The sequence below is a fragment of the Lysobacterales bacterium genome (assembly GCA_016721845.1).
Lineage (GTDB): Bacteria > Pseudomonadota > Gammaproteobacteria > Xanthomonadales > Ahniellaceae > JADKHK01.
In genome coordinates, this window is record JADKHK010000013.1 from 40,035 (window position 1) to 61,885 (window position 21,851).

General features: G+C 65.9%; 23 protein-coding genes and 2 pseudogenes. 12 read left to right on the top strand and 13 right to left on the bottom strand.

Features of this window, described 5'->3' with window-relative positions; all coding sequences use genetic code 11:
- The first annotated feature begins 27 nt into the window (after positions 1-27).
- Positions 28-1,278: a DUF4010 domain-containing protein gene (locus tag IPP28_07505; protein ID MBL0040878.1), complete on the top strand. Its 1,251-nt coding sequence runs from the start codon at positions 28-30 to the stop codon at positions 1,276-1,278.
- A gap of 1 nt (position 1,279) precedes the next feature.
- Here the strand turns inward: IPP28_07505 and IPP28_07510 are convergent, their stop codons facing one another.
- Positions 1,280-1,822 (bottom strand): hypothetical protein, encoded by a 543-nt coding sequence (locus IPP28_07510; GenBank protein ID MBL0040879.1) that lies wholly within the window; start codon positions 1,820-1,822, stop codon positions 1,280-1,282.
- 96 nt (positions 1,823-1,918) lie between these two features.
- Here IPP28_07510 and pyk point away from each other — a divergent pair.
- The 4 genes and pseudogenes from pyk (at position 1,919) to IPP28_07530 (ending at position 5,381) form a co-directional block, all read left to right on the top strand.
- A pseudogene (gene pyk / locus IPP28_07515) lies at positions 1,919-3,399 on the top strand (pyruvate kinase).
- Between the two features lie 148 nt (positions 3,400-3,547).
- A complete protein-coding gene (locus IPP28_07520; GenBank protein ID MBL0040880.1) occupies positions 3,548-3,949 on the top strand; it encodes a DUF1801 domain-containing protein in 402 nt (133 codons plus the stop codon).
- Positions 3,950-3,982: 33 nt separating this feature from the next.
- A complete protein-coding gene (locus IPP28_07525) occupies positions 3,983-4,267 on the top strand; it encodes a MoaD/ThiS family protein (protein MBL0040881.1) in 285 nt (94 codons plus the stop codon).
- 4 nt (positions 4,268-4,271) lie between these two features.
- Positions 4,272-5,381 carry an exo-alpha-sialidase gene (locus tag IPP28_07530; GenBank protein ID MBL0040882.1) on the top strand — a complete coding sequence of 370 codons (1,110 nt, stop codon included), beginning with the start codon at positions 4,272-4,274 and terminating at the stop codon, positions 5,379-5,381.
- Between the two features lie 109 nt (positions 5,382-5,490).
- Here IPP28_07530 and IPP28_07535 read toward each other — a convergent pair whose 3' ends face one another.
- From IPP28_07535 to IPP28_07550, 4 genes are all read right to left on the bottom strand, one after another.
- Positions 5,491-7,605 carry a S9 family peptidase gene (locus IPP28_07535; protein ID MBL0040883.1) on the bottom strand — a complete coding sequence of 705 codons (2,115 nt, stop codon included), beginning with the start codon at positions 7,603-7,605 and terminating at the stop codon, positions 5,491-5,493.
- 164 nt (positions 7,606-7,769) lie between these two features.
- Complete coding sequence (locus IPP28_07540; protein ID MBL0040884.1) at positions 7,770-8,126, bottom strand: HU family DNA-binding protein; 357 nt, start codon at positions 8,124-8,126, stop codon at positions 7,770-7,772.
- Positions 8,127-8,230: 104 nt separating this feature from the next.
- Positions 8,231-9,520, bottom strand: coding sequence for a PrsW family intramembrane metalloprotease (locus IPP28_07545; GenBank protein ID MBL0040885.1), 1,290 nt, complete (start codon positions 9,518-9,520; stop codon positions 8,231-8,233).
- Between the two features lie 4 nt (positions 9,521-9,524).
- Positions 9,525-10,007 carry a hypothetical protein gene (locus IPP28_07550; GenBank protein ID MBL0040886.1) on the bottom strand — a complete coding sequence of 161 codons (483 nt, stop codon included), beginning with the start codon at positions 10,005-10,007 and terminating at the stop codon, positions 9,525-9,527.
- Between the two features lie 114 nt (positions 10,008-10,121).
- On the opposite strand from IPP28_07550, the gene IPP28_07555 reads away from it, so the two are divergent.
- From IPP28_07555 to IPP28_07580, 6 genes are all read left to right on the top strand, one after another.
- Positions 10,122-11,345, top strand: a complete 1,224-nt coding sequence (locus IPP28_07555; GenBank protein MBL0040887.1) for an RNA polymerase sigma factor — start codon at positions 10,122-10,124, stop codon at positions 11,343-11,345.
- Positions 11,346-11,418: 73 nt separating this feature from the next.
- Entirely contained in the window at positions 11,419-11,697 is a 279-nt protein-coding gene (locus tag IPP28_07560) for a PepSY domain-containing protein (protein ID MBL0040888.1), read from the top strand.
- Between the two features lie 8 nt (positions 11,698-11,705).
- Positions 11,706-12,272 (top strand): cytochrome b/b6 domain-containing protein, encoded by a 567-nt coding sequence (locus IPP28_07565; protein MBL0040889.1) that lies wholly within the window; start codon positions 11,706-11,708, stop codon positions 12,270-12,272.
- Positions 12,273-12,439: 167 nt separating this feature from the next.
- Entirely contained in the window at positions 12,440-12,856 is a 417-nt protein-coding gene (locus IPP28_07570; protein MBL0040890.1) for a glyoxalase/bleomycin resistance/extradiol dioxygenase family protein, read from the top strand.
- Position 12,857: 1 nt separating this feature from the next.
- Entirely contained in the window at positions 12,858-13,217 is a 360-nt protein-coding gene (locus IPP28_07575) for a YciI family protein (protein MBL0040891.1), read from the top strand.
- A gap of 14 nt (positions 13,218-13,231) precedes the next feature.
- Positions 13,232-13,594: a DUF1428 domain-containing protein gene (locus tag IPP28_07580; GenBank protein MBL0040892.1), complete on the top strand. Its 363-nt coding sequence runs from the start codon at positions 13,232-13,234 to the stop codon at positions 13,592-13,594.
- Positions 13,595-13,610: 16 nt separating this feature from the next.
- On the opposite strand, the gene yedA is transcribed toward IPP28_07580, so the two are convergent.
- Both yedA and IPP28_07590 read right to left on the bottom strand, forming a co-directional pair.
- Positions 13,611-14,453: a drug/metabolite exporter YedA gene (gene yedA / locus IPP28_07585; protein MBL0040893.1), complete on the bottom strand. Its 843-nt coding sequence runs from the start codon at positions 14,451-14,453 to the stop codon at positions 13,611-13,613.
- A 32-nt stretch (positions 14,454-14,485) separates the two neighbouring features.
- Complete coding sequence (locus tag IPP28_07590) at positions 14,486-14,749, bottom strand: hypothetical protein (protein MBL0040894.1); 264 nt, start codon at positions 14,747-14,749, stop codon at positions 14,486-14,488.
- 52 nt (positions 14,750-14,801) lie between these two features.
- Between IPP28_07590 and IPP28_07595 the strand changes: the two genes are divergently transcribed.
- The gene (locus IPP28_07595; GenBank protein MBL0040895.1) at positions 14,802-15,164 is read left to right on the top strand and encodes a Rieske 2Fe-2S domain-containing protein; all 363 of its coding nucleotides are present in this window, start codon (positions 14,802-14,804) and stop codon (positions 15,162-15,164) included.
- On the opposite strand, the gene IPP28_07600 is transcribed toward IPP28_07595, so the two are convergent.
- The 6 genes and pseudogenes from IPP28_07600 to IPP28_07625 form a co-directional block, all read right to left on the bottom strand.
- The gene (locus tag IPP28_07600) at positions 15,158-16,999 is read right to left on the bottom strand and encodes an SLC13 family permease (protein MBL0040896.1); all 1,842 of its coding nucleotides are present in this window, start codon (positions 16,997-16,999) and stop codon (positions 15,158-15,160) included. The two genes, IPP28_07595 and IPP28_07600, sit on opposite strands and share 7 nt — an antisense overlap.
- 109 nt (positions 17,000-17,108) lie before the next feature.
- A complete protein-coding gene (gene trmB / locus IPP28_07605) occupies positions 17,109-17,804 on the bottom strand; it encodes a tRNA (guanosine(46)-N7)-methyltransferase TrmB (GenBank protein ID MBL0040897.1) in 696 nt (231 codons plus the stop codon).
- Positions 17,804-18,811 (bottom strand): annotated as a pseudogene (gene thiS, locus IPP28_07610) (sulfur carrier protein ThiS). The gene trmB and the pseudogene thiS overlap by 1 nt, the downstream one beginning before the upstream one ends.
- A 23-nt stretch (positions 18,812-18,834) precedes the next feature.
- Positions 18,835-19,920, bottom strand: coding sequence for an ABC transporter permease (locus IPP28_07615; GenBank protein MBL0040898.1), 1,086 nt, complete (start codon positions 19,918-19,920; stop codon positions 18,835-18,837).
- Positions 19,917-20,831: an ABC transporter ATP-binding protein gene (locus IPP28_07620; protein ID MBL0040899.1), complete on the bottom strand. Its 915-nt coding sequence runs from the start codon at positions 20,829-20,831 to the stop codon at positions 19,917-19,919. Before IPP28_07620 ends, IPP28_07615 begins: the two co-directional genes overlap by 4 nt.
- Positions 20,832-20,845: 14 nt before the next feature.
- Entirely contained in the window at positions 20,846-21,796 is a 951-nt protein-coding gene (locus IPP28_07625; protein ID MBL0040900.1) for a hemolysin secretion protein D, read from the bottom strand.
- Positions 21,797-21,851: the final 55 nt, after the last annotated feature.

The following is a 21,851-nucleotide window of genomic DNA, read 5'->3' on the forward strand; positions in this document are numbered from 1 at the left end:
CACACCGTGATTGCGCAGGCTAGGCGCATGGCCCTTGAACCTGCGGACAACCATGTGCTGATCGGCCTTGCGGTCGCGCTCGGCATCGGGCTGCTGATCGGCATCGAGCGCGAGCAGCGCAAGGGTGAGGATCCGGCGCACATCGTCGCCGGCGTGCGCACCTTCGTGCTGATCGCGCTGGCCGGTGCGATCAGCACCCTGCTCGGGACGGCCCTGATCGCGGTCGGTGCGGCCTTCGTCGCGCTGGCGGCGCTCGCGAGCTATCAGCGCTCGCGCGAAGCCGATCCCGGCCTGACCACCGAAGTCGCGATGTTCGTCGCCTTTCTGCTGGGCGTGCTGGCGATGTCGCAGCGTGAGCTCGCGGCCGGCATCGGCGTGGGCGTCGCCTTGATCCTGGCGCTGAAGTCGCGCCTGCATGCGTTCACGCGCGAAGTGCTGACCGCGCAGGAATTGCACGACGGCCTGTTGTTGATCGCCGCGGCGCTGATCGTGCTGCCCTTGCTGCCGGATCGCGCGGTCGATCCCTGGCAGGTGTTCAACCCGCACAAGCTGTGGCGATTGGTGGTGCTGGTGATGGCGATCAATGCCCTCGGATACGTCGCGCAGCGCGCGCTTGGTACCCGACTCGGCCTGCCCCTGTCCGGATTCGCCGGCGGCTTCGTGTCGGCGACCGCGACGATCGGTGCCATGGGCGGCCGCGCCCGGTTGCATCCGGAACAACGCCCGTCCTGCGTGGCCGCGAGCACGCTCGCGAACGTCGCCACGATCATCCAGCTGTCGCTGGTGCTGGGTGCCCTGTCGCGGCCGCTGCTGCAGGTGTTGGCGCTGCCCCTGGCGGCATCGGGACTGACGACCATCGTGGCGGCAGGATTCTCGGGTTTCGCGGCCTGGCGCGACGGTCGCGACGCGGTGGCGCCGATGAAGGGGCGACCTTTCCAGCCGACGCAGGCGCTGGTGTTCGTGGCGCTGGTGTCCGGCGTCCTGTTCATGGCCGCGGTGCTGGCGCACTGGTTCGGCGATGCCGGCGCACTCGCCGCCGCCGCCGCGGCCGGATTCGCCGATGCGCATGCGGCCGCGGCCTCGGTCGCGCAAGTATTCAACGCCGAGCAGGTCGACCTCGACGTCGCCTGCCTCGGCGTGATGATCGGATTCGCGACCAACACGATCAGCAAGACCATCGTGGCGTTCGGCACCGGTGGTCGCAGTTTCGCGCTGCATCTGCTGCCCGGCCTGCTGGCGATGCTGGTGGCGTTCGCGGGCGTGTGGCTGCTGCGCTGACTCAGTCTTCGACGAAGCGCAGTTCCACCGGTACATCGACCAGTCGCTGGATCAGTTTCAGGCCGGCGCGCAGCTCGAAGCGGTCGAACAGCAGGATGTCGAGGGGACGCCACAACGCGACCCAGCCGAGGATCAGCAGGCCTTCGTCGATGATGCGCAAGCCGGCATGGGCGCTGTCGCCGAACCTTGCCGAAATCAGCGTGCCGAGCAGGACGCATCCCGCGAGCAGGGCCAGCCCGACACCCAGCGCACGCCAGCCCGACCCCATGCGCCAGCGCAGTTCCCGGCGCGCCTGGTCGAGTTCGAAGCGGAAGTGGTTGTGGATCGCGTCCGGCAGGTTGTGTGCGGCGATGCGCAGGCTCTCCGGCAGATGCACCACGATGTGCAGCGGCGCATCGCGCGCATGCTCGCGCACCGAGTCCAGCAACCAGCGCGCGGCCTTGTCGTCCAGCGCCTTCTCGCGAAACGGCGACGGATCCATCGAATCGAACAATTGCGCGAATGAACGGATGCGCAAGTCGATGCGGGCGGCGGGTTGCGGCATGCAGCGAGGATGCCAGAAAGGCCGCCACTGATCGCGACCGGTGGGTCGTCGATCCACGGGCTGCTACATTCGCGACCGATCGACATGGAAGAAATCATGAGCCACGACACACCCAATGCCCCGCTTCGCCGCACCAAAATCATCGCCACGTTGGGTCCGGCCTCCGATGCGCCGGGCGCGATCGAGCCCTGATCGCCGCGGGCGTCAACATCGTCCGCCTCAATTTTTCGCATGGCGCCAAGGAGCACCACGCCGCGCGCATCCAGGCCGTGCGCGACGCCGCACACAAGCTTGGGCGCGAGGTCGGCGTGCTCGCCGACCTGCAGGGTCCGAAGATCCGCATCGAGAAGTTCGAAGAAGGCAAGGTGCTGCTCAAGTCCGGCGATCCATTCACGCTGATCTGCAGCGCCGACGCGCCGCCCGGCGACCGCACACGCGTCGGCATGAGTTACCTCGGCCTGATCAATGACGTGGCGGTGGGTGACACGCTGCTGCTCGACGATGGCCTGATGGCGGTCCGCGTCGATGCCATCGAGGGCGTCGAGATCCGCACCACGGTACTGACCGACGGCAAGTTGTCGGACCGCAAAGGCTTGAACCGCCTTGGCGGTGGCCTGTCGCTCGGCGCGCTGACCGACAAGGACAAGCGCGACATCGTCACTGCAGCGGAGCTGAAGGTCGACTTCGTCGCGGTGTCGTTCTGCCGCAACGCTGCCGACATGCACGAGGCGTGCGCTGTTGAAAGCGGCCGGTTGGGAGGCGGCTCTGGTTGCGAAGATCGAACGCGCCGAATCGATTCCGCTGCTCGGCGAAATCATCGATGCGTCGGACGTGGTCATGGTCGCGCGCGGCGATCTCGGCGTGGAAATCGGCGACGCCGAATTGCCCGGCCTGCAGAAGAAGATCATCCGCGAGGCGCTGGAGCGCAACAAGGTCGTGATCACCGCGACGCAGATGCTGCAGTCGATGGTCGAGCATCGCCGATCCCGACCCGCGCCGAAGTGCTCGACGTCGCGAACGCCGTCATCGACGGTTCCGACGCGGTGATGCTGTCGCAGGAAACCGCGGCCGGCAATTATCCGACCAAGGCGGTCGAGGCGATGGTGCGCATCTGCCTCGGCGCCGAGCGCCAGTTCGAGATGGACACCGACTTCGAAGCCGCGCCGCGCAATCTCGCGCGTGTCGACCAGGCGGTCGCGATGGCTTCGATGTTCCTGGCCGAGCACATCAAGGTGCGCGCCATCATCGCGCTCACCGAATCCGGCGGCACTGCGCGTTATCTGTCGCGGTTCCGCTCGGAAGTGCCGATCTATGCGCTATCGCGCCACGCCGGCGCGCGTCGGCGCATGGCGATGATGCGCGATGTCTTCCCGATCGACTTCGACACCCGCGGCCTGCCGCCACGCGAAGCCGCCCGCGAAGCCATCCGCCGTCTGCACGCGCTCGGCCACTTGCACGAAGGCGACCGGGTGATGATCACCAGCGGCGACAGCATGGAAAACCAGGGCGCCACGAACACGCTGCGCCTGCTCGAAGTCGGACCGGAGGGCAAGGCGGAAGGCCTCGGCGATCTGTGATCGCTGGGGTTGATGAGGCGCGATGCCGATCGAATCCGTGTGGGACGATCTGCTCGCCACGACGGCGTCGGTGCTCGGCGCTGGCCTCGTGGAACGCTACGCCAGCGGATAGTCGAACGATCTACACGCGACGGGGGCTTCGATGGCCATGCATGCAGACACCGAACGCTACAACGCCATGCAGTCCCCCGACGACCGTCGCATCTGCGACCGGCTCGCCGCGGAAATCGAACGCGTGTTGCCCGAAGCCGAAAACAAGGTCTGGCATGCGCATCCTGTCTGGTTCCTCGACGGCAATCCGATCGTCGGCTACAGCAAGTTGAAAGGTGGCGTGCGCCTGCTGTTCTGGAGCGGGCAGTCCTTCAAGACGCCGGGCCTGAAGCCGGAAGGCAAGTTCAAGGCGGCCGAGGCGCGTTTCACCGCCGCCGAAGAGATCGACACCGCATTGCTCGCAGGATGGCTGGCCGAATCCCGCGAGATCCAGTGGGACTACCAGAACATCGTCCGCCGCAAGGGCCGACTGGAACCGCTGACGCCCGGCACGTGCTGACGTAAGCTCCGCGCATTCGCCGGAGTCCGCTGCATGGCGCGTGTCGTCCTTGCTTCTGCCCTGTCGCGCTGGTTGCCCGCGGGCGCGTCTCGCGAGGCGGCGCTCGACATCGATGCCGCCGATCTGCGCGCGGTGCTCGACGCCTTGTTCGTGCGACATCCGAACCTGCATGGCTACGTGCTCGACGAACAGGGCGTGGTGCGCCATCACGTCGCGATCTTCATCGACGGCCAGGTCCTCCGCGACAAGGCCGATCTCGGGGTGCCGCTCGCGCCTGCGGCCGAGGTCTACCTCATGCAGGCGCTGTCGGGAGGTTGAACGCATGTCGCAGCCGCAGGACACATTGCTCGTCTCGACCCGCAAGGGCCTGTTCGTGCTGCATCGGGCCGGCGAACGCTGGGAGGTCGACCGCACGCATTTCCTCGGCGACAAAGTGACGCTGGCGCATGTCGATGCACGTGACGGCGCCTGGTACGCGGCGATGGATCTCGGGCACTTCGGCTGCAAGCTGCATCGTTCGAATGATCGCGGCCGCAACTGGACCGAGATCGCCGTGCCGACCTATGGTCCCGAGGAAACGGTGCCGGTCGGTGATGGCAAGCCGGAATTGCCGGCGACGCTGAAGCTGATCTGGGCAATGGCCTCAGGCGGCGCAAACGAGCCCGGACGACTGTGGCTCGGCAGCAATCCCGGCGGTCTATTTCGCTCGGACGACCACGGTGCCAGTTGGACCCTGATGCGCGACCTGTGGGACCGTCCCGAGCGCAAGGGCTGGTTCGGCGGCGGTTATGACGCACCCGGCATCCACTCGATCTGCGTCGACCCGCGCGACGCACGCACGCTGCGCGTCGCGATTTCCTGTGGCGGCGTCTGGCGCAGCGACGACAGCGGCGCCACCTGGCGCCTGAGCGCACAAGGCATGCGCGCCGACTACATGCCGCCCGATCTCGCGTACGAGCAGAACATCCAGGACCCGCACCAGATGGTGCAATGCGTAGCCGCGCCGGACACGCTGTGGGTGCAGCACCACAACGGCATCTTCCACTCGACCGATGGCGCCGCATCCTGGCGCGAGATCACCGACGTGGCGCCTTCCGGCTTCGGTTTCGCGGTCGCGGTGCATCCGCACGACCCGAACCGAGCCTGGTTCGTGCCCGCCATCAAGGACCAGTTCCGCATCCCCGTCGACGGCCAACTCGTCGTCACCCGCACGCGCGACGGCGGCCGCAGCTTTGAATCACTGCGCAACGGCCTGCCGCAACAACACGCCTACGACCTGATTTACCGTCACGGTCTCGCCATCGATTCAAGCGGCGATCGCCTCGCTATCGGTTCCACCACCGGCGGACTCTGGATCAGCGAAGACCAGGGCGAGTCGTGGACCGCACTCGACGCACGACTGCCACCGGTGCATGCGGTGACATTTGCGTGAGAGGGTGGAAGCGCCGCCCTCATGCAGCTCATTCGCAGACGCGGGCGAATTGATCGACCGATGCTTTCCCGTCGTGATCAATCCGTGGTTCTCGCCATGCGGTGAATGCTTACCCCTCGGTCGCGCCGAACTCCGGCTTGGCCATCGGCGTGCCGCCGATGTAGCGGGCCAGCCAGGTCTGCACCTCGTAGTTCCAGTAGATCGCATTCTGCGGCGTCAGGATCCAGTGGTTCTCGTCGGGGAACACCACCAGCCGCGAGGGTACGCGCATGCTTTGCAGGATGCCGTACAGCGCGATGCCCTGGCCGTAGGGCACGCGGTAATCCTTCTCGCCATGGATGATCAGCATCGGCGTCGAGAAGTTCGCGGCGTAGGAAATCGGGTTGTTGCGCTGCATGGCCGCAGGGCCGTCCCATGGCGTGCCGCCCAGCACTTCCTTGGTGAAGCCGTAGGTGGTGGTGTCGGCGCCGTACTGCCCCATGAAATCGCTCACTCCGGCGTGATTGACGAATGCCTTGAACACCTTGGTGTGGCCGAGCAGCCAGGTCGCCAGATAACCCCCGTAACTGCCACCGGCGGCGGCCACGTGATCGCGGTCGATGGCGGGCACGGTGGCGAACAGGTAGTCATTGGCCTTGAGCACGTCTTCGGTCGGCTGGTCGCCCCAGGCACCGTTGATGCTGCGCGCGAACGCCTCGCCGAATCCGGTGGAACCGTGCCGGTTGACCCATGCCACGATGTAGCCCGGGCTGGCGAAGACATGGCTGTTCCAGCGATAGCTGAAGGCGTCACGATTCATCGTGTGCGGCCCACCGTGCAGCAACTGCACCAGCGGATACTTTTTCTTTGCGTCGTAGCCGGGCGGATAGATCAGCCATAGCTGCACGGTGTCGCCGCCGGCACCCTGGAATTCGTGCGACTCCACCTTGCCCAGGTCGAGCCCGGCGAACAGCGCGTCGTTGAAATGGGTGAGCTGGCGCGGCTTGCCGCTTGAAGCATCGAGTGCGAACAGTTCCGGCGCGCGGCTGCTGGTTTCGTTGAGGAAGACCAGCTGACCGTTGGCGCTGTCGAGCTCGGTGTTGCTGCCTTCCGCCACCTGCTTCGTGAATCCGGTACCGTCGGCGTTCATGGTGAACACGGGTACGCGGCCACGATCTTCGGCCTGCACCCACAGGCGCTGACCATCGGCGGAAAATGCGATGTCGTCGATGCTGAGGTCGATACCGGCGCTCAGCGGCGTGGCTTTGCGATTTGCCAGCGACACCTGCCACAGCCGACGCGCCTCGCCCATGCTGTTCGCAGTGGCGAGGCGGGTGTACAGCACCGAGCGGCCGTCCGGCGCGAACTGCGGGTTGTCGTCGCCGTAGGGATTGTCGGGCGTGAGGTTGACGAACGCGCCGCTGCCATCGGTGGGCAGCAGCACGATGTCACTGTTGGGCTGCACCGCATACGGCGGCGGCGTGGAATTGAGGGAGAGTGCGACGTGGCGGCCATCGGGCGCGATGTCGAAACGGACCTCGCCCGACGCTGCGAACAGGTGGTCGTACTTCGGCGTGAGGTCGGTCAAGACCTTGCTGCCGACGTCGATCTTCAGCAGGCGGTTGGCGAGATTGTCGGTGAGGTTCTTGTCGAAGAAGCGATACTGCCGGTACTCGGTGACGTAGGCCGTCATCTTCGAGTCCTTGCGGCGCTTGGCTTCCTTCTTCATCGCCGCGAGGTCGGCCTTGGCGAACGTGCCTGCCAGCTCCGGGATGGCTTGGGTGGCAAACACGATGCCCTTGCCGTCGGGCAGCCACTGCGGCGCAGCCAAGCCCCATGGCAGCTCCACCAGCTTCTCGGCTTCGCCGCCGTCGACCGGGATGACATACAACGCCGCCATCTCGTCCTCGCCGCGCTTGCTGACGAAGGCGATGCGGCGACCGTCCGGGCTCCAGGCCGCCGCCGAATCGCTGCTGGTGCCCGCGGTCAGTCGGCGCGTGTCGCCGTCAGCCACATCGACCAGCCACAGGCTGGCGCTGGGCTTGTTCTTCTCGATCGACCACTCCTGCACGCTGACCACCGCGCGTGCGCCATCCGGCGACAGCACCGGCGCGCCGACGCGCTTGATCGCCCACAGATCCTGCGCGGTGATCGGGCGCTTGGCGGGTTGTGCAAGGCTGGCCAGCGGGGCCATGCAGGCGAGCGCGAGCAACAATCCCAAGCAGTTGCGCGGAATGACGTTCATCGGGTTGCTTCTCCTGAAAGTCGCGGAACTTTGCCGTGGCGCGGTCAGGGTTGGGGGCAACGACACGTTGCGGCCTGCCGGAGTGCGATCCGTTGGGGATCGAGGACGATGGCGCGGATCCGTGGAACCCGCGACGGCCGCAAAGCCGTCGCGGGTTCGGGGGCTCAGTTTGCGGCGTCTTTCAGTTTCTTCAGCGCGCGCACCTTGACCTTGGTGCTGGCCGGCTTGGCGGCGAACCACTGTTCTTCCTTGGTGAACGGGTTGATGCCCTTGCGCTTCGGCTTGGCAGCGACCTTCACCGAGGTGACCTTGAGAACGCCGGGCCACACGAATTCGCCGGCGCCCTTGCTGGACACCGAGGCCAGTGCGGCCGATTCGAGACCGGCCAGAACGGCCTTGACGTCCTTGGCGGCGACGCCGGACTGCTCGGCGATGAAGGTCACCAGACCCGACTTGTTCATTACTTCCTTGACCGGCTTTGCGGCTTTTGCCGACTTCGCCGGCGCTTTCTTGCTTGCCATGGGGTGCTCCGTTGGTTGGTGCGCGATGCGCCTGCGAACGCTAGCAACATTGATGGGTGCAACGCGAGAGGGAGAACGCACTTTTCTCGCGAATCGCGCACAAATCAGGGCTTTTTCTGCAGCGCGCCGATCAGCCCCGCGCGACTGAACACCGCGGTCGCGCCGCTCAGCTGGGCCTGACCTTCGGCCTCGGCCATCTGCGCGGCCTTGATCTGCTTGAGGCCGGTCTGCAGCAGGCTGAAGGCGATGACCCACGCGATGACGCCGAGCGCGAGGTGTTTGGCGAAATAGGGCAGGTCGATCAGGCCGAGGTTCCACAACGCATGCAGCGGCATCACGACGGCGAGCATGCGCAGCACGCGCGGATGGAACAGCATGTCGGTACGCAGCGGCTGGTCCAGCTTCACGCGCCACAATGCGCCTGCGGCCAGCGCCGTCCAGACCACGTGCGCGAACGGCGCGAGCAGGCCGCGGGCGATGATGATCTGCATCATCGCGCCGAAGTCGCCGTTGGTCTCGACCAGATAACTCAGTGCATAACCCATGGTCTCGAAGATCGCGAAACCGGCGCCGACGCAGGCGCCGAACAGCAGGCCGTTGAGGATGTAGGGATAGCGCCTAGCATCGAGCCCTCTCGCGATCACGAACACGGTGACCACCTTGCCGATCTCCTCGACCAGGCCGGCCAGCGGCGGACCGACCCAGCTCAGGCCGGCGGTGAGCTCGAACAGCAGCAGCGAGAAACCGATCGACACCAGCCCGCCGATCATCAACATGCGGATGACCTGATACAGCGACACGTTGCGGGGTGAGTTCAGTTCGTAGAAGAACACCACCGTCGCCATCGGTGCCGCGAGGCTGCCGAGCACGATGATGGTCGGGATCAGCAAAGGATTGCCGAAGGTCTTCGCGAGAAACACGGCGCCGCCGAACAGCAGCACCGAGAGCAGCAACAGGCGCACGAACATCCATGGCTTCGGCCAGCCGGTCTCGATCTGCGCGAGGCCGGGCGTGGTCTCGGGCAGCCCGGTCGAAAAATGCCGTTCGATCGCGTCCGGATCCTGCTTCTGGAAGGTCGCCGACAACAACTCGCCGAGGCTGAAACCCTCCAGTCGTTCGACCCTTGCCAGGTCGGCGATGTGATCGGTCAGGCCCTTGGCGGCCGAGCGGGAGGACGATGCAGTTGCCGCGACCGGAAGGGCAGGCAATGCGGGAGGCTGCGCAACGCTGCCCGTCAGTTCCGGCAGCGCTTCCTGCGGACCGATCCATCCGGCCAGGCCGTTGCGCCAGTAGACCGCGCCCGGTGGCAACTGGCCACCGCGAATGCGGGCGAGCACCTCGGCCGCGGCGAACGGTCCCTGCGACCGACCATCGAACGCGATGAACCACTGCATCAGGTCATTCCGCGGTTGTCGGTTTGGAGATGCGCTTGTGCGCGTCGGGAACCAGCATCAATGCCGCGGACCCGAAAAAGGCGTGGAATTCCGGCACCATTTCGCCCTGGATCACCACGGGGTCGGTGGCCACCAGCGCTTTGGCTTCCTCGATGTCCTTCACCGCGAACACGAACATCCCGCGCCAGCCGTCGACGCCGTCGAACGGGCCGGCAACGGCAAGCTTTCCGGCCTTCGCCAATCGCTCCATGTTCGCGAAATGTCCCTTGAACATCTCGTCGCGCGCTGGCCCTTTCGGCATCGGCGTCGGTCCCGTCTTGAGCAGGACGAAGACGTATTGCCGCATGCCGTTTTCGTTGGCACCGACCGAGCGCGCCAAGTCGGCATCGTAGACCGGTGCGGCAGGCGTATCGGCCGCCTGCACGACCGCGGCCGCCGACATCCATCCACACAGCGAAACGGCAATGACACGAGAGGACATCGGCATGGGGATCGCTCCTTGGAAGTCTGGCGCGGATGCTAGCGCCATCGGCAAGCTTGCAAACAGGTCGTGCTCCCGCGAGTGTGCGCGTGATCGCCGCGCTGCGCTTCGAGAAGACGAATGGACTATGCCGAACTTTATCGCAGCGAATCGCGCGCCGTACTGGCTACCTTGATCCGGCTGCTGGGCGACTTCGATCTGGCCGAAGAGGCGATGCACGAGGCGTTCCGGCTGGCGCTGGAGCAATGGCCGCGCGACGGCGTGCCGGACAAGGCGCGGGCGTGGCTGGTGTCGACCGGACGCTTCAGGGCGATCGATGCGCTGCGTCGGCAGCGGCGATTCGACCGGCTCGATCCGGCACAGCATGATCTTGCGATCGAGGACAGCGATGCGTTCGCCGTCGAACCGGTCGAAGACGATCGTCTGCGCCTGATCTTCACCTGCTGTCATCCGGCCTTGTCCAGCGACGCCCAAGTGGCGCTGACCTTGCGCGAAGTCTGCGGCCTGACCACCGAGGAAATCGCCGCCGCGTTCCTGACGCCGGCGCCGACCCTGGCGCAGCGCATCGTGCGCGCCAAGGCGAAGATCCGCGATGCAGGAATTCCCTACGAGGTGCCGGTGCGCGCGACCTTGCCGGAGCGACTCGATTCGGTGCTGCGGGTGATCTATCTCGTCTTCAACGAAGGTTATGCGGCCAGCACCGGCGAGTTGCTGGTCCGGCACGAACTCAGTGCCGAGGCGATCCGCCTCGGGCGTTTGCTGGTGGACCTGCTGCCGGAGCCGGAAGCGCAGGCGCTGCTCGCGTTGATGCTGTTGCAGGATTCGCGACGCGATGCGCGCATCGATGCCGGCGGTGAACTGGTCCTGCTCGAGGACCAGGATCGCGGCCTGTGGCTGCGCGCGCAGATCGATGAAGCGATTCCGCTGGTCGAGCGCGCGCTGCGCAGCCGTCGTTTCGGTGCCTATGCGATCCAGGCCGCGATCGCCGCCATTCATGCCGAAGCCGATTGCGCCGAGGCAACCGACTGGCCGCAGATCGTGGCGCTGTACGACGTGCTGCTGACGATGGCGCCGAACCCGGTCGTCGCCCTCAACCGTGCCGTCGCCGTGGCGATGCGCGATGGTCCCGAAGCCGGACTGGTCCTGATCGACGCCTTGTTCGCACGCGGCGAACTCCAGGACTATCGCTTGGCCCACGCCGCCCGCGCCGACTTGTGCCGGCGTCTCGGTCGCGTTGCCGAGGCGCGCCTGGCCTACGCGCAGGCCATCGCGCTCGGCCGACCCGGCCCCGAACAGCGCTTTCTGCAACAACGACTCGACGCGCTGGAGGGATCAAGCCTCTAGTTGTTGCGAACGAATCGCATTTGCGGTTAGGCTCGCAGATCCAGATGCATCGCATCCCATCAAGGAGCTGTCCATGATCCTGCGTTCCATTGCGTTCACCGCTGCGTTGCTCGCCATCGGCCCGGTCACCGCCACCGGTCTCACCACCTGCGATTCGGGTGACCCGTCGACCTGGAAGAGCCAGGACGCACTGAAGGAGAAGCTCACTGGCGAAGGCTGGCAGGTGCGCCACATGAAAGAAGACGGCGGCTGCTACGAGGTCTATGCGATCGACGACAAGGGCAACCGCGTCGAGGCCTACTTTCATCCGGTCACGTTCGAACGCGTGCCCACCGAGCACGACGCGCACTGAGCGCAGCGATGACCGCGAACGCCGACACGGCGTCGCGCAGCACGGTGCCGGTCCACGACCTGCTCGTGCGTGTCGTGCACCTGTGTTTCATGGCCGGCGTGGCGGCGGCGTGGTTCACCCGCCACGCCCGCGGCGACTGGCATGAATGGATCGGCTACGGCGTGATGGGTGCGCTCGCGGTCCGCCTGCTCTGGGGCTTCATCGGCCGGCCGCCGGCGCGTTTCCTGCGTTTCGTCCTGGGGCCCGTGACGACCTTGCGTTATGCGGTGGCGTGGGTGCACGGGCGCGCGCCGCGCCATCTCGGTCACAACCCGCTTGGCGCGTGGATGATCGTGGCGCTGCTGCTGGTGCTCACGGTCATCGTCATCACCGGCTGGATGTTCACCACGGACCTCTGGTTCGGCTACGCCTGGGTCATCCGCACCCACGAGATCGCGACCTGGACCCTGTTTGCGCTGATCCCGATGCATGTCGGCGGCGTGATCCATGCGTCGCGCAAGCACCACGAGAACCTGGTCGCGTCGATGTGGCACGGCCGGAAGCCTGCCGCAACGGGCGACGACGTCCTGCCCTGAGCGGCCCGCAAATAAATCTCCAACCGCGATGTCGAAAGCGTCGGCACTCGTTCGACTACCGGATGAAGGTGCATGATCCGACCACCACGACTTTCCGATGGGGGTCGCATGACACTCAAGATCAGTTGCTCAGGAGCCTGCCCGTGACCACGTCTGAATCCCTACGCATCCAAGGCTTGTTCGTGAACCTGCCGGTGACCGACCTGAAGCGCAGCATCGCCTTCTTCGAGGCGCTCGGCTTCGCGTTCAATCCGCAGTTCAGCGACGACACCGCAGCCTGTCTGGTGCTGGGCGAGAACCAGTACGCGATGCTGCTCACGCACCCGAAGTTCGCGATGTTCACGCCGCTTCCGATTGCCGACGCGCGGCTGCAGACGGCCCATCTGGTCGCGCTGTCGCTGGCCGACCGCGCGGCGGTCGATCGTCTCGCTGACACCGCGATCGCCCACGGTGGCCGTGCCTTCCGTGCGGTCGAGGACATGGGCTTCATGTATTGCCGTGCTGTCGCGGATCTCGACGGTCATGTCTGGGAGCTGTTCCACATGGACCTCGACGCCTTCGCGACCCTGCAGGCCGGAGCTTGAAATGAAGTATCTCTGTCTGGTCTATGGCGAAGAAGACAAGATCGCGACGATGGACGACCACGAGTGCCTGGCCTGCGATGCCGAATTGCGCGCGGGCGGCCATTGCATCGCTTCGGAAGCGTTGCAGTCGGTCACGACCGCGACCACGGTGCGTATCCGCAACGGTCGGCTGTCGGTGTCCGATGGCCCGTTCGCGGAGACCAAGGAAGCGCTCGCGGGCTTCTACATGATCGAAGCGCGCGACTTGAACGAGGCGATCCAGCTGGCCGCGAAGATTCCGCCGGCCAAGATCGGTTGCGTCGAAATCCGCCCAATTCGCCCGATCCGCGAACAGCCGCGTTCGGGCATTCGCCACGATTGATTCAGGAGCAGCGCATGACGCGTTATGTCGACGGATTCGTGTTGCCGGTACCGAAGGCGAACCTCGCCGCGTACCGGAAGTTGTCGCGCAAGGCCGGCAAGATCTGGAAGGAATACGGCGCACTCGACTACGTCGAATGTGTGGCCGACGACGTCAAGCCCGGCAAGCGCACCTCGTTTCCGCAGGCGGTGAAACTGAAAGACGAGGAGACGGTCGTGTTCTCGTGGATCACCTACGCGTCGCGTCAGCAGCGCGACCGCATCAACAAGAAGGTGATGGCCGATCCGCGCATCGCCGCTATGTGCAAGGTCGAGGACATGCCCTTCGACGGCAGGCGCATGATCGTCGGGGGTTTCAAGTCGATCGTGCGGATGTAGTCCGACGATCTTCGCGTCAGCGCTTCCAGGTGATCAGCACGACACCGGCGAGGATGATCGCCATCGCGATCAGGTCCAGGCGATGCAGGGATTCGCCACCAAGCAGCACGCCGAACAGCACCGCGATCGGCGGGTTCACGTAGGCGTAACTGGTCGCGATCGCCGGGCGCACCTTGTCGAGCAGATAAACGTAGGCACCGAAGCCGATGATGGAGCCGAAGATCGCGAGGTAGACGAGTGCGCCGATCGACAGCGCGTCGATGCCGGGTCGGATCCAGCCGTCGCCGTGCAGCAGGGTCATCAGCGACAGGATCGGCGCTGCGATCAGCATCTGCGCCGCGGTGCTCATCATCGGTGCCGGCAGGTCACGGCCGCGGCTCCAGACCGAGCCGAAAGCCCAGGCGATCGGCGAGATCAGCAGGGCGATTGCGCCCAGCGGATTGGCTGCAAGGTCGCCGCCGAGATTGAGCAGGATCACGCCGACGAAGCCGATCGCAAGTCCGACACTTTCGCGACGGGTCGGCCAGCGCCCATACATCGCGCCGAACATCGCGGCCCACAGCGGCATGCTGGCGATGGCGACCGCGGTCAGTCCGGAGCCGACATATTGCTCGGCGTAGCACACCAGCCCGTTGCCGAAACCGAGCAGCAGGGTGCCCATCACCGCCATGTTCTTCCACTGCGCCCAGGTCGGTGCCGCGACGCCGCGCCAACGCAGCCACCCGTAAAACAGGCCGCCGGCGGCCGCGAAGCGGATCGCGGCCATGCCGAACGGCGAGAAGCCGACCAGCGCCCACTTGATCGCGAGATAGGTCGAGCCCCAGACGATGTAGAGCGACAGCAGGGCGGCAAGGATCATCCAGCGCTCGCGCTGGGCAGTACCGGCCGAGTTCAACGGCGGTCGCGTTCGATCGGCGTCAGCACGCCGCTGCCGGGACGGCGCACGACTTCGTATTCGGCGTCGAAGACACGGTCACTGGCGCTGCTGGCCGTGGCCTCACCACGTCCGCGCAGCAGTCGCGCCAGTGACACGCCGACAAAAATCGCGAAAGCCACCATCGTGCCGAACGCCAGTGCGCCAAGTGCGACGGCGCCGATCAGCAGCACCTTGAGCACGGCGATCACGGGGCGGAGCAGGGCAGACAGCATCGACATGGCATCATTCCGGACAAGTGGCCCTAGCATGCAGCAAAGGAGTGCCGAACACATGAACGACAGCCTCACACCGGGTGGCGAAATCGAGACCGTTCGTCGGATCGCGCTGGCCGACATCCCCGAGGGGGGCGCCGTCGCGGCGCACCTGCCATCCAGCACCGGCGGCTTCGATATCATCCTCGTGCGTGTCGGCGAGCGTGTGCTCGGCTACCACAACGAATGCCCGCATGCGGGGCGACGGCTGGATTGGGCGCCCGGTCGATTCATCGTCGACAAGGGCCATCTGGTCTGTGCCGCGCATGGCGCGATGTTCAAGCTCGACAACGGCTTCTGCACCTCGGGACCGTGCATGGGCAATGGCCTGGTGCCGATCGCGCTGACCATCGAAGGCGGCGCGGTGGTGCTGGCTCAGTAGATCAGGTTGACCATGATCAGCGCGACGACGGCGAAGATCGCGCTCAAAGGCACGCCGGCGCGGATCAGATCCTGCTGGCGGTAGCTGGCCGGACTCGCCACCAGCGAGATCACCGGGTTCGAGGCGCTGACGAAATTGTTCGAGGCCGCGAGCGTCACCAGCAGCGCGAACGGCGCCGGATTCGCATTTGCCGCCAACGCGATGTTGATCGCCATCGGCACCATCACCACGGTGGCGCCGACTTGCGACATCACCATCGCGAACAGGCTGGTCAGCACGACCAGCGCCAATTGCAGCGCCCAGGCCGGCACGCCGCCAAGCACATGCAGGATCTCCTGCGCGATCCATGCCGCCGCGCCGGTCGAATCCATCGCCCAGCCCAGCGGAATCAGCGAGGCCATGATGAAGATGGTCTTCCAGTTGATCGCCCGGTAGGCCTCGTCCATGTTCAGCACACCGGTCAGCAGCATGCCGACCGCGCCGGCGAGCAGTGCTACCGGCAAGGGCAGGTCGGAGAGCAGGGCCAGCACCATCGACAGCGTGAAGAACACGATGGCGTGATTGAGTCGATGAGGACGCTCCTCTTCCTTCGGATAGTCCGTGACGACGACGAAATCATGGTCTTCCGCGGCATGCGCGAGATCGCGCCAGGCACCATGGAAGACCAGTGTGTCGCCCTGACGCAGCAGGCGTCCGCGGATTTCGTCGCGCCAGATCTTTTCGCCGCGGTTGACGGCCAGCACCGAAATGCCGAAGCGCTTGCGCAGGCGCAGTTCACCGACGCGCTGGCCGATGAATCGCGAGTTCGGCGGCACCACTGCTTCGGCGATGCCGGCGCGGGTCGGATTGAACATGGCGCCGAAGTTGCGTGTCTTCGGCAGCACGCGCAAGCCTTGTTGTTGCGCCCATTCATGAATGCGTTCACGCGGCCCGAGCACGCCGAGAATGGTGTTTGCCCATAGCATCTGGTCGGCCGGTGGCGCGAGGCGAGCCTCCTCGCCCACCTTGATCGCGAGGATCAGCGGCGTGTCGGGCAGGGCCTCCACTTCCGCGATCGACAGGCCGATCAGGGCGCTTTCCGCCGGCACCATCAACTCGACGACTTCGCCTTCGATGCCATAGGTGCTCTCGAAATAGCTGGCGGTCGCGCCGGGCGTCACCACCTGGCGTTCGTCGTCGCGGCTCGGCATCAGCTTCGGCCAGAGCCAGTGGAAATAGGCGAGCCCGGACAGCAGCAGCGCCATGCCGATCGGCGCAATGCTGAACATCGAGAACGGCTCGATGGTGTCGGCGCCGGAGGGCAGGTTGCGGTTCACCGACAGCACCAGATCGTTGAGCAGGATCTGCGGCGAGTTGCCGACCATGGTAATGGTGCCGCCGAGGATGATGCAGCAAGCCATCGGCAGCAGCAGGCGCGACAGCGGCAGGCCGGTGCGCGAACTGATGCGTGCCACCACCGGCAGGAACAGGGCCGTGACGGCCGGATTCTGCATCACCGCCGAAATCAGTCCGGTGACGCCGCAGAGCACCAGCAGCAGGCGTCGTTCATCGCCGTTCGACAGACGTAGGATGTGCGAGGCGGCGGTGTTGAGCACGCCGGTGCGGTCGAGGCCGGCGCCCAGGATCATCGTCGCCATGATCGCGATCACGGCGTTGCCGGCGAAGCCGTCGAACAACTGGTCGGCCGGCACGATGCCGGTGACGCCGAGTGCGACCAGCACCAGCAGCGCCACCACGTCGGCACGCACCCACTCCAGCGTGAACATGACCAGCGTGAACGTGGTCAGTCCGAGCACGAGCAGCATTTCACCAGAGAGGGTCAGGCCGCTGAGCATGGTCCTTGTGGGCCGGGAGGGGATGGACCTGCGTCCGTCCCGAGTGTAGCCCCGTGCGGCGCCATGCCGGAACCGCGCTCGCCGCCTGCGTCAGCGAAATGTCACCGTGTCAGCGCTTGCGGTACAGCAGATCCCAGACCCCGTGGCCGAGGCGTTCGCCGCGCTTCTGGAAGTGGGTCTCGATGCGCCAATCCGGGCGCGGCGCACTCTGGCGCGAGCCGAGTTCATTGCGGAAGGAGGGGCTGGCGTCGAGCACATCGAACATGTGCTCGGCATAGGCTTCCCAATCGGTGGCGAGGTGAAACAGGCCGCCGGGCGCGAGGCGCGAGGCGATCATCTCGACGAAATCCGGTTGCACGATGCGGCGCTTGTGGTGGCGTTTCTTGTGCCAGGGATCGGGGAAATACAGGCGCACTTCGGCGAGGCTGTCCGCGGCGATTTCGTGGCGCAGCACCTCGACGGCATCGTGCTTGGACACGCGCAGGTTCACGAGCCCCGCGGCATCGGCATCACGCAGCAATCGTCCGACGCCGGGTTCATGCACTTCGATGCCGATGTAGTTGCGCGCCGGGTCGGCTTTGGCGGCGGCGAACAGGGCTTCGCCGTTGCCGAAGCCGATTTCGAGCACGACCGGACGGTCGTTGCCGAAGGTCGCTGCGAGATCGCGCGGCCTGCCGGTGTAATCGAGGCCGTAGCGTGGCCATTGGGTCTCGAGTGCCAGCTTCTGGCCTGCGGTGATGCGGCCGATGCGCTTGACGAAACTCTTGATCTCGCGCCGCGGCGGCGTCCGGGTCGAATCCGCCATCAGAGAAAGTGTCCGTCGATCGGACTCGATGCCGATGCGAAACGCTTGCGCGGAATGCGGCCGGCGAGAAAGGCTTCGCGCCCGGCCTCGATCGCCTTGCGCATCGCGCTGGCCATCAACACCGGATGTTTCGCCCCGGCGATGGCGGTGTTCATCAACACGCCGTCGCAGCCGAGTTCCATCGCGATGGCCGCATCCGATGCGGTGCCGACGCCGGCATCGACCAGGATCGGCACCTTGGCGTTCTCGACGATGGTCAGGATGTTGTACGGATTGCGCACGCCGAGCCCGGAACCGATCGGCGCGGCCAGCGGCATCACCGCGACGCAGCCCATGTCTTCGAGCTTCTTCGCGATGATCGGGTCGTCGTTGGTGTAGACCATCACGTCGAAGCCGTCGCGCACCAGCACTTCGGTCGCCTTGAGTGTCTCGATGATGTCCGGGAACAGGGTCTTCTGGTCGGCCAGCACCTCGAGCTTCACGAGCTTGTGCCCGTCCAGCAGTTCGCGCGCCAGCCGGCAGGTACGCACGGCATCGTCGGCCGTGTAGCAGCCGGCAGTATTCGGCAGGATCGTGTAGCGCGATGGCGGCAACACCTCGAGCAGGTTCGGTTCGCCCGGATTCTGGCCGATGTTGCTGCGCCGGATCGCGACCGTGACGATCTCCGCGCCGGCGGCCTCGGTCGCCAGACGGGTTTCCTCCAGGTCCTTGAACTTGCCGGTGCCGGTCAGCAGGCGCGATCGGTAAGTCTTGCCGGCGATGACGAAGCCATCGTCGATCGGGGTCGTCGTGTTCATGCGTACTCCTCAGCCGCCGCCGATCGCATGCACGATCTCGACGCGATCGCCTTCGCCCAGCACGCGCGTGGCGTGCCGAGAGCGCGGGACGATCTCCAGATTCACCTCCACCGCGACCCGCTTTTCGGCGAGCCCGGCGACCATCAGCAATTCAGCCACGTCGGCACCGTCCCGCAGTTGCTGCGGCAGTCCGTTCAACAGGATGTTCATCGGCGCATTGTAGCAATCGACGCTCAATCCAACCGCTTGCGGAAGCGCAGCGTGGCCAGCGAGAGCATGATCATCGTGAAGCCGAGCAGGATCCAGATCTCGCGCTGCAATTCGGGCAGTTCGGCGGCGCGCAGCATGATGCCGCGGATCAAGCGGATGAAATGGGTCAGTGGCAGGATTTCGGCGATCCATTGCGCGGCCCTGGGCATGCCCGCGAACGGGAACATGAAGCCGGACAGCAGGATCTGCGGCAGGAACGTGAAGAAGGCCATCTGCATGGCCTGGAACTGCGTACTCGCGAAGGTCGACAGGAATACGCCGAGACTGAGTGCCGCGAAGATGTAGGTGAGGGCCGACACATAGATCGCCCAGAGTTCGCCGCGGATCGGCACGCCGAAGATGAGCACGCCGAGACTCAGCACGACCGTCACCTGCAGGATGCCGATCAGCACGAACGGGAGCACCTTGCCGAGGATCAGCTCGACGCTGCTCACCGGCGTCGCGATCAGCATCTCGATGTTGCCGCGCTCGCGTTCACGGACGATGGCGACCGCGGTGAACAGGGTCATGGTCATGGTCAGGATCACGCCGATCAAGCCCGGCACGGTGTTGATCGCCGAGCGTCGTTCCGGGTTGTAGCGATTCAGCACGGCCACCGGTGCCGTGCGCGGTGCAGCAACGCCAGGCAGCGGCATCACGACGAGCTGCCTGGCCGCCGCCTGGATCGTCGGGTCGCTGGCATCCACGATCAGCTGCAGTGCTTCACGGTCGCGCGTGGCGAGGCGGCGTTCGAGATCCCGCGGAATGATCAGGATCATGCTGATTTCACCGGCGCGCATCATCGCATCGGCGGCACCCGCCTCCGGCAGCACGGCCCGCACATCGGCGACCTGGCTGTGCGCCAGTGTTTCGATGATCTGGCGACTGGCGCGGGTACCGGCTTCATCGACGACGGCCGCCGCCAGATGGCGCACGTCCATGTTGATCGCGAAACCGAACAGCAACAGCTGGATGGTCGGGATGCCGAGGATCATCGCCGCGGTCAGGCGGTCGCGGCGCAACTGCTTGAGCTCCTTGATGATGATGGCGAGCAAACGTTGCCAGTTCATCGCGGCGTCACCTTGTTGCGGGTGGCGGCGACGAAGACATCTTCGAGATTGGCGCCGAGCGGCTCGAAGCGGATCGTGGCATCGGTCGGTCGCAGCGCATCGATCAATTGCGATTCCGGCAGGTCGCGGCGGACCAGCACGCGCAGGGTCGTACCGAGTTGGGCCACGCCCTCGACGCCGGGAAGATCGACCAGGGCGCGCTGCACCGTGCGCGGATGGGCGGTGATCGCACGGAGTACGCGACTCGGCAGGTTCGCGATCAGGGCCGCGGGCGTGTCGTCGGCGACCAGGCGGCCCTCGTCGAGGATCGCGAGGCGATGGCAGCGTTCGGCTTCGTCCATGTAGTGGGTCGAGACGAGCAGGGTGGTGCCGTCGTCGGCGAGATCGAACAGCGACTCCCAGAATTCGCGCCGCGACTGCGGATCGACCTGACTGGTGGGCTCATCCAGCAGCAGCAACTCCGGTGCGTGCAGGGTCGCGCCAGCGAGGGCAAGGCGCTGCTTCTGGCCACCGCTGAGGGTGCCGGCCAGTTGCGTGGTGCGGTCGCGCAGGTGATAGCGACGCAACGCCAGTCCGATGCGATCCTCCCTTCGCTCACGCGACAGGCCGTGCACCGCGGCGAGAAAGCGCAGGTTCTCGATCACGCTCAGGTCCTCGTACAGCGAGAACTTCTGGGTCATGTAGCCGATGCGGCGTTTCAAGGCTTCGGCTTCGCGAGGAATCGAGAGCCCGAGTACGTCGATCTCGCCGGCGCTGGGCGTCAGCAGGCCGCAGAGCATGCGTATCGTCGTCGACTTGCCCGAACCATTCGGGCCGAGGAAACCATAGACCGCTCCGCGCGGAATGGTCAGGTCGACATGGTCGACCGCGGTCAGCGTACCGAAGCGTCGCGTCAGGCCGCGCGCATGGATGGCGATGTCCCCGCTCATTGCAACGGGGTCGCCTGCAGGGGCAAGCCGGCCGCCAGGTCGCTCGCGGTGCCGGCATCGAATTCGAGTTCGGCGAGAAAGGCAAGGCGATTGGCGTCATTGCCGCTCAAGGCGTAGTAAGGCGTGAAACTCGATTGCGCGGCCAGCATGCGCACGCGCGCCGTCAATGCACCTTCGCGGCCGGTGATGGCGACTGAAAACCGGCTGCCGATCCGGGTCGCGGCGCGTTGAGCGGGCGACAGGTAGACGCGCGCATAAGGTTGTGCGCCGACCAGGAGGATCGCAACGGTGGCACCGACGGCGGGGGTGTCGCCGACCTCCAGCGGAAGGGTTTCGATCCGCGCAGCGACTGGCGCCACGTGCCGCAGGCGTTCGCGCGTGATCTGCAATGCCGCAAGGCGATGCTCCGCCGCCGAGACCGCGGCGCGGGTCTGGGCGAGGGTTTCGCTGCGCGTGCCGGCCAGCACCAGGTCCTCGCTGGCACGTGCGGCCGCGAGTTCGCTGCGGGCGAATTCGGCGCCGGCGCTCAATCGATCGAATTCGGCTGCGCTGACCAGCCCGCGTGCCTTGAGACCAAGTCCGCGCTGAAGTTCATCCTCGGCCAGTTTCAGCGCGGCGCGCGCACGGTCGCTGCGGGCGGCGGCCTCGCGCTTTTGTTCGGTGCGTGCACCCGCTTGTTGTTCCGCCAGCAGTTCGCGAACGCGATCCAGGTCGGCCGTCGCGACCGCCAGTTCGGCCTCGGCACGGTCGCCGCGTTGTTCGAGGATGGAAGCGCCCGCCGCGACCTGCTCACCCTCGTGCACCGACATGATCGTGATCGGCTCGGCTGCCACCGACACCAGTTCGACGCGGTCCCATTCGAGGGTGCCGAGAGCGACCGTCGCCTGGTCGCGCTGACAGGCGGAGAGCAGCAGCGGGACGACTATCCAGAGCAGGCCGTGGCGCATGCAGCGAACCGGTTGAGGGCGGGTGCCGATGGTAGCAATCGGCGATGCGGTCGAT

Bases quoted from the DNA above. Each gene is read 5' to 3' on its own strand.
- IPP28_07600 (MBL0040896.1), bottom strand. From the start codon at position 16,999: ATGCTCAGCGGCCTGACCCTCTCTGGTGAAATGCTGCTCGTGCTCGGA.
- IPP28_07615 (MBL0040898.1), bottom strand. From the start codon at position 19,920: ATGAACTGGCAACGTTTGCTCGCCATCATCATCAAGGAGCTCAAGCAG.
- IPP28_07555 (MBL0040887.1), top strand. From the start codon at position 10,122: ATGGACTATGCCGAACTTTATCGCAGCGAATCGCGCGCCGTACTGGCT.
- IPP28_07540 (MBL0040884.1), bottom strand. From the start codon at position 8,126: ATGGCAAGCAAGAAAGCGCCGGCGAAGTCGGCAAAAGCCGCAAAGCCG.
- IPP28_07625 (MBL0040900.1), bottom strand. From the start codon at position 21,796: ATGCGCCACGGCCTGCTCTGGATAGTCGTCCCGCTGCTGCTCTCCGCC.
- IPP28_07510 (MBL0040879.1), bottom strand. From the start codon at position 1,822: ATGCCGCAACCCGCCGCCCGCATCGACTTGCGCATCCGTTCATTCGCG.
- IPP28_07575 (MBL0040891.1), top strand. From the start codon at position 12,858: ATGAAGTATCTCTGTCTGGTCTATGGCGAAGAAGACAAGATCGCGACG.
- IPP28_07590 (MBL0040894.1), bottom strand. From the start codon at position 14,749: ATGTCGATGCTGTCTGCCCTGCTCCGCCCCGTGATCGCCGTGCTCAAG.
- IPP28_07530 (MBL0040882.1), top strand. From the start codon at position 4,272: ATGTCGCAGCCGCAGGACACATTGCTCGTCTCGACCCGCAAGGGCCTG.
- yedA (MBL0040893.1), bottom strand. From the start codon at position 14,453: ATGATCCTTGCCGCCCTGCTGTCGCTCTACATCGTCTGGGGCTCGACC.
- trmB (MBL0040897.1), bottom strand. From the start codon at position 17,804: ATGGCGGATTCGACCCGGACGCCGCCGCGGCGCGAGATCAAGAGTTTC.
- IPP28_07535 (MBL0040883.1), bottom strand. From the start codon at position 7,605: ATGAACGTCATTCCGCGCAACTGCTTGGGATTGTTGCTCGCGCTCGCC.
- IPP28_07545 (MBL0040885.1), bottom strand. From the start codon at position 9,520: ATGCAGTGGTTCATCGCGTTCGATGGTCGGTCGCAGGGACCGTTCGCC.
- IPP28_07560 (MBL0040888.1), top strand. From the start codon at position 11,419: ATGATCCTGCGTTCCATTGCGTTCACCGCTGCGTTGCTCGCCATCGGC.
- IPP28_07505 (MBL0040878.1), top strand. From the start codon at position 28: ATGGCCCTTGAACCTGCGGACAACCATGTGCTGATCGGCCTTGCGGTC.
- IPP28_07565 (MBL0040889.1), top strand. From the start codon at position 11,706: ATGACCGCGAACGCCGACACGGCGTCGCGCAGCACGGTGCCGGTCCAC.
- IPP28_07595 (MBL0040895.1), top strand. From the start codon at position 14,802: ATGAACGACAGCCTCACACCGGGTGGCGAAATCGAGACCGTTCGTCGG.
- IPP28_07520 (MBL0040880.1), top strand. From the start codon at position 3,548: ATGCATGCAGACACCGAACGCTACAACGCCATGCAGTCCCCCGACGAC.
- IPP28_07525 (MBL0040881.1), top strand. From the start codon at position 3,983: ATGGCGCGTGTCGTCCTTGCTTCTGCCCTGTCGCGCTGGTTGCCCGCG.
- IPP28_07550 (MBL0040886.1), bottom strand. From the start codon at position 10,007: ATGCCGATGTCCTCTCGTGTCATTGCCGTTTCGCTGTGTGGATGGATG.
- IPP28_07580 (MBL0040892.1), top strand. From the start codon at position 13,232: ATGACGCGTTATGTCGACGGATTCGTGTTGCCGGTACCGAAGGCGAAC.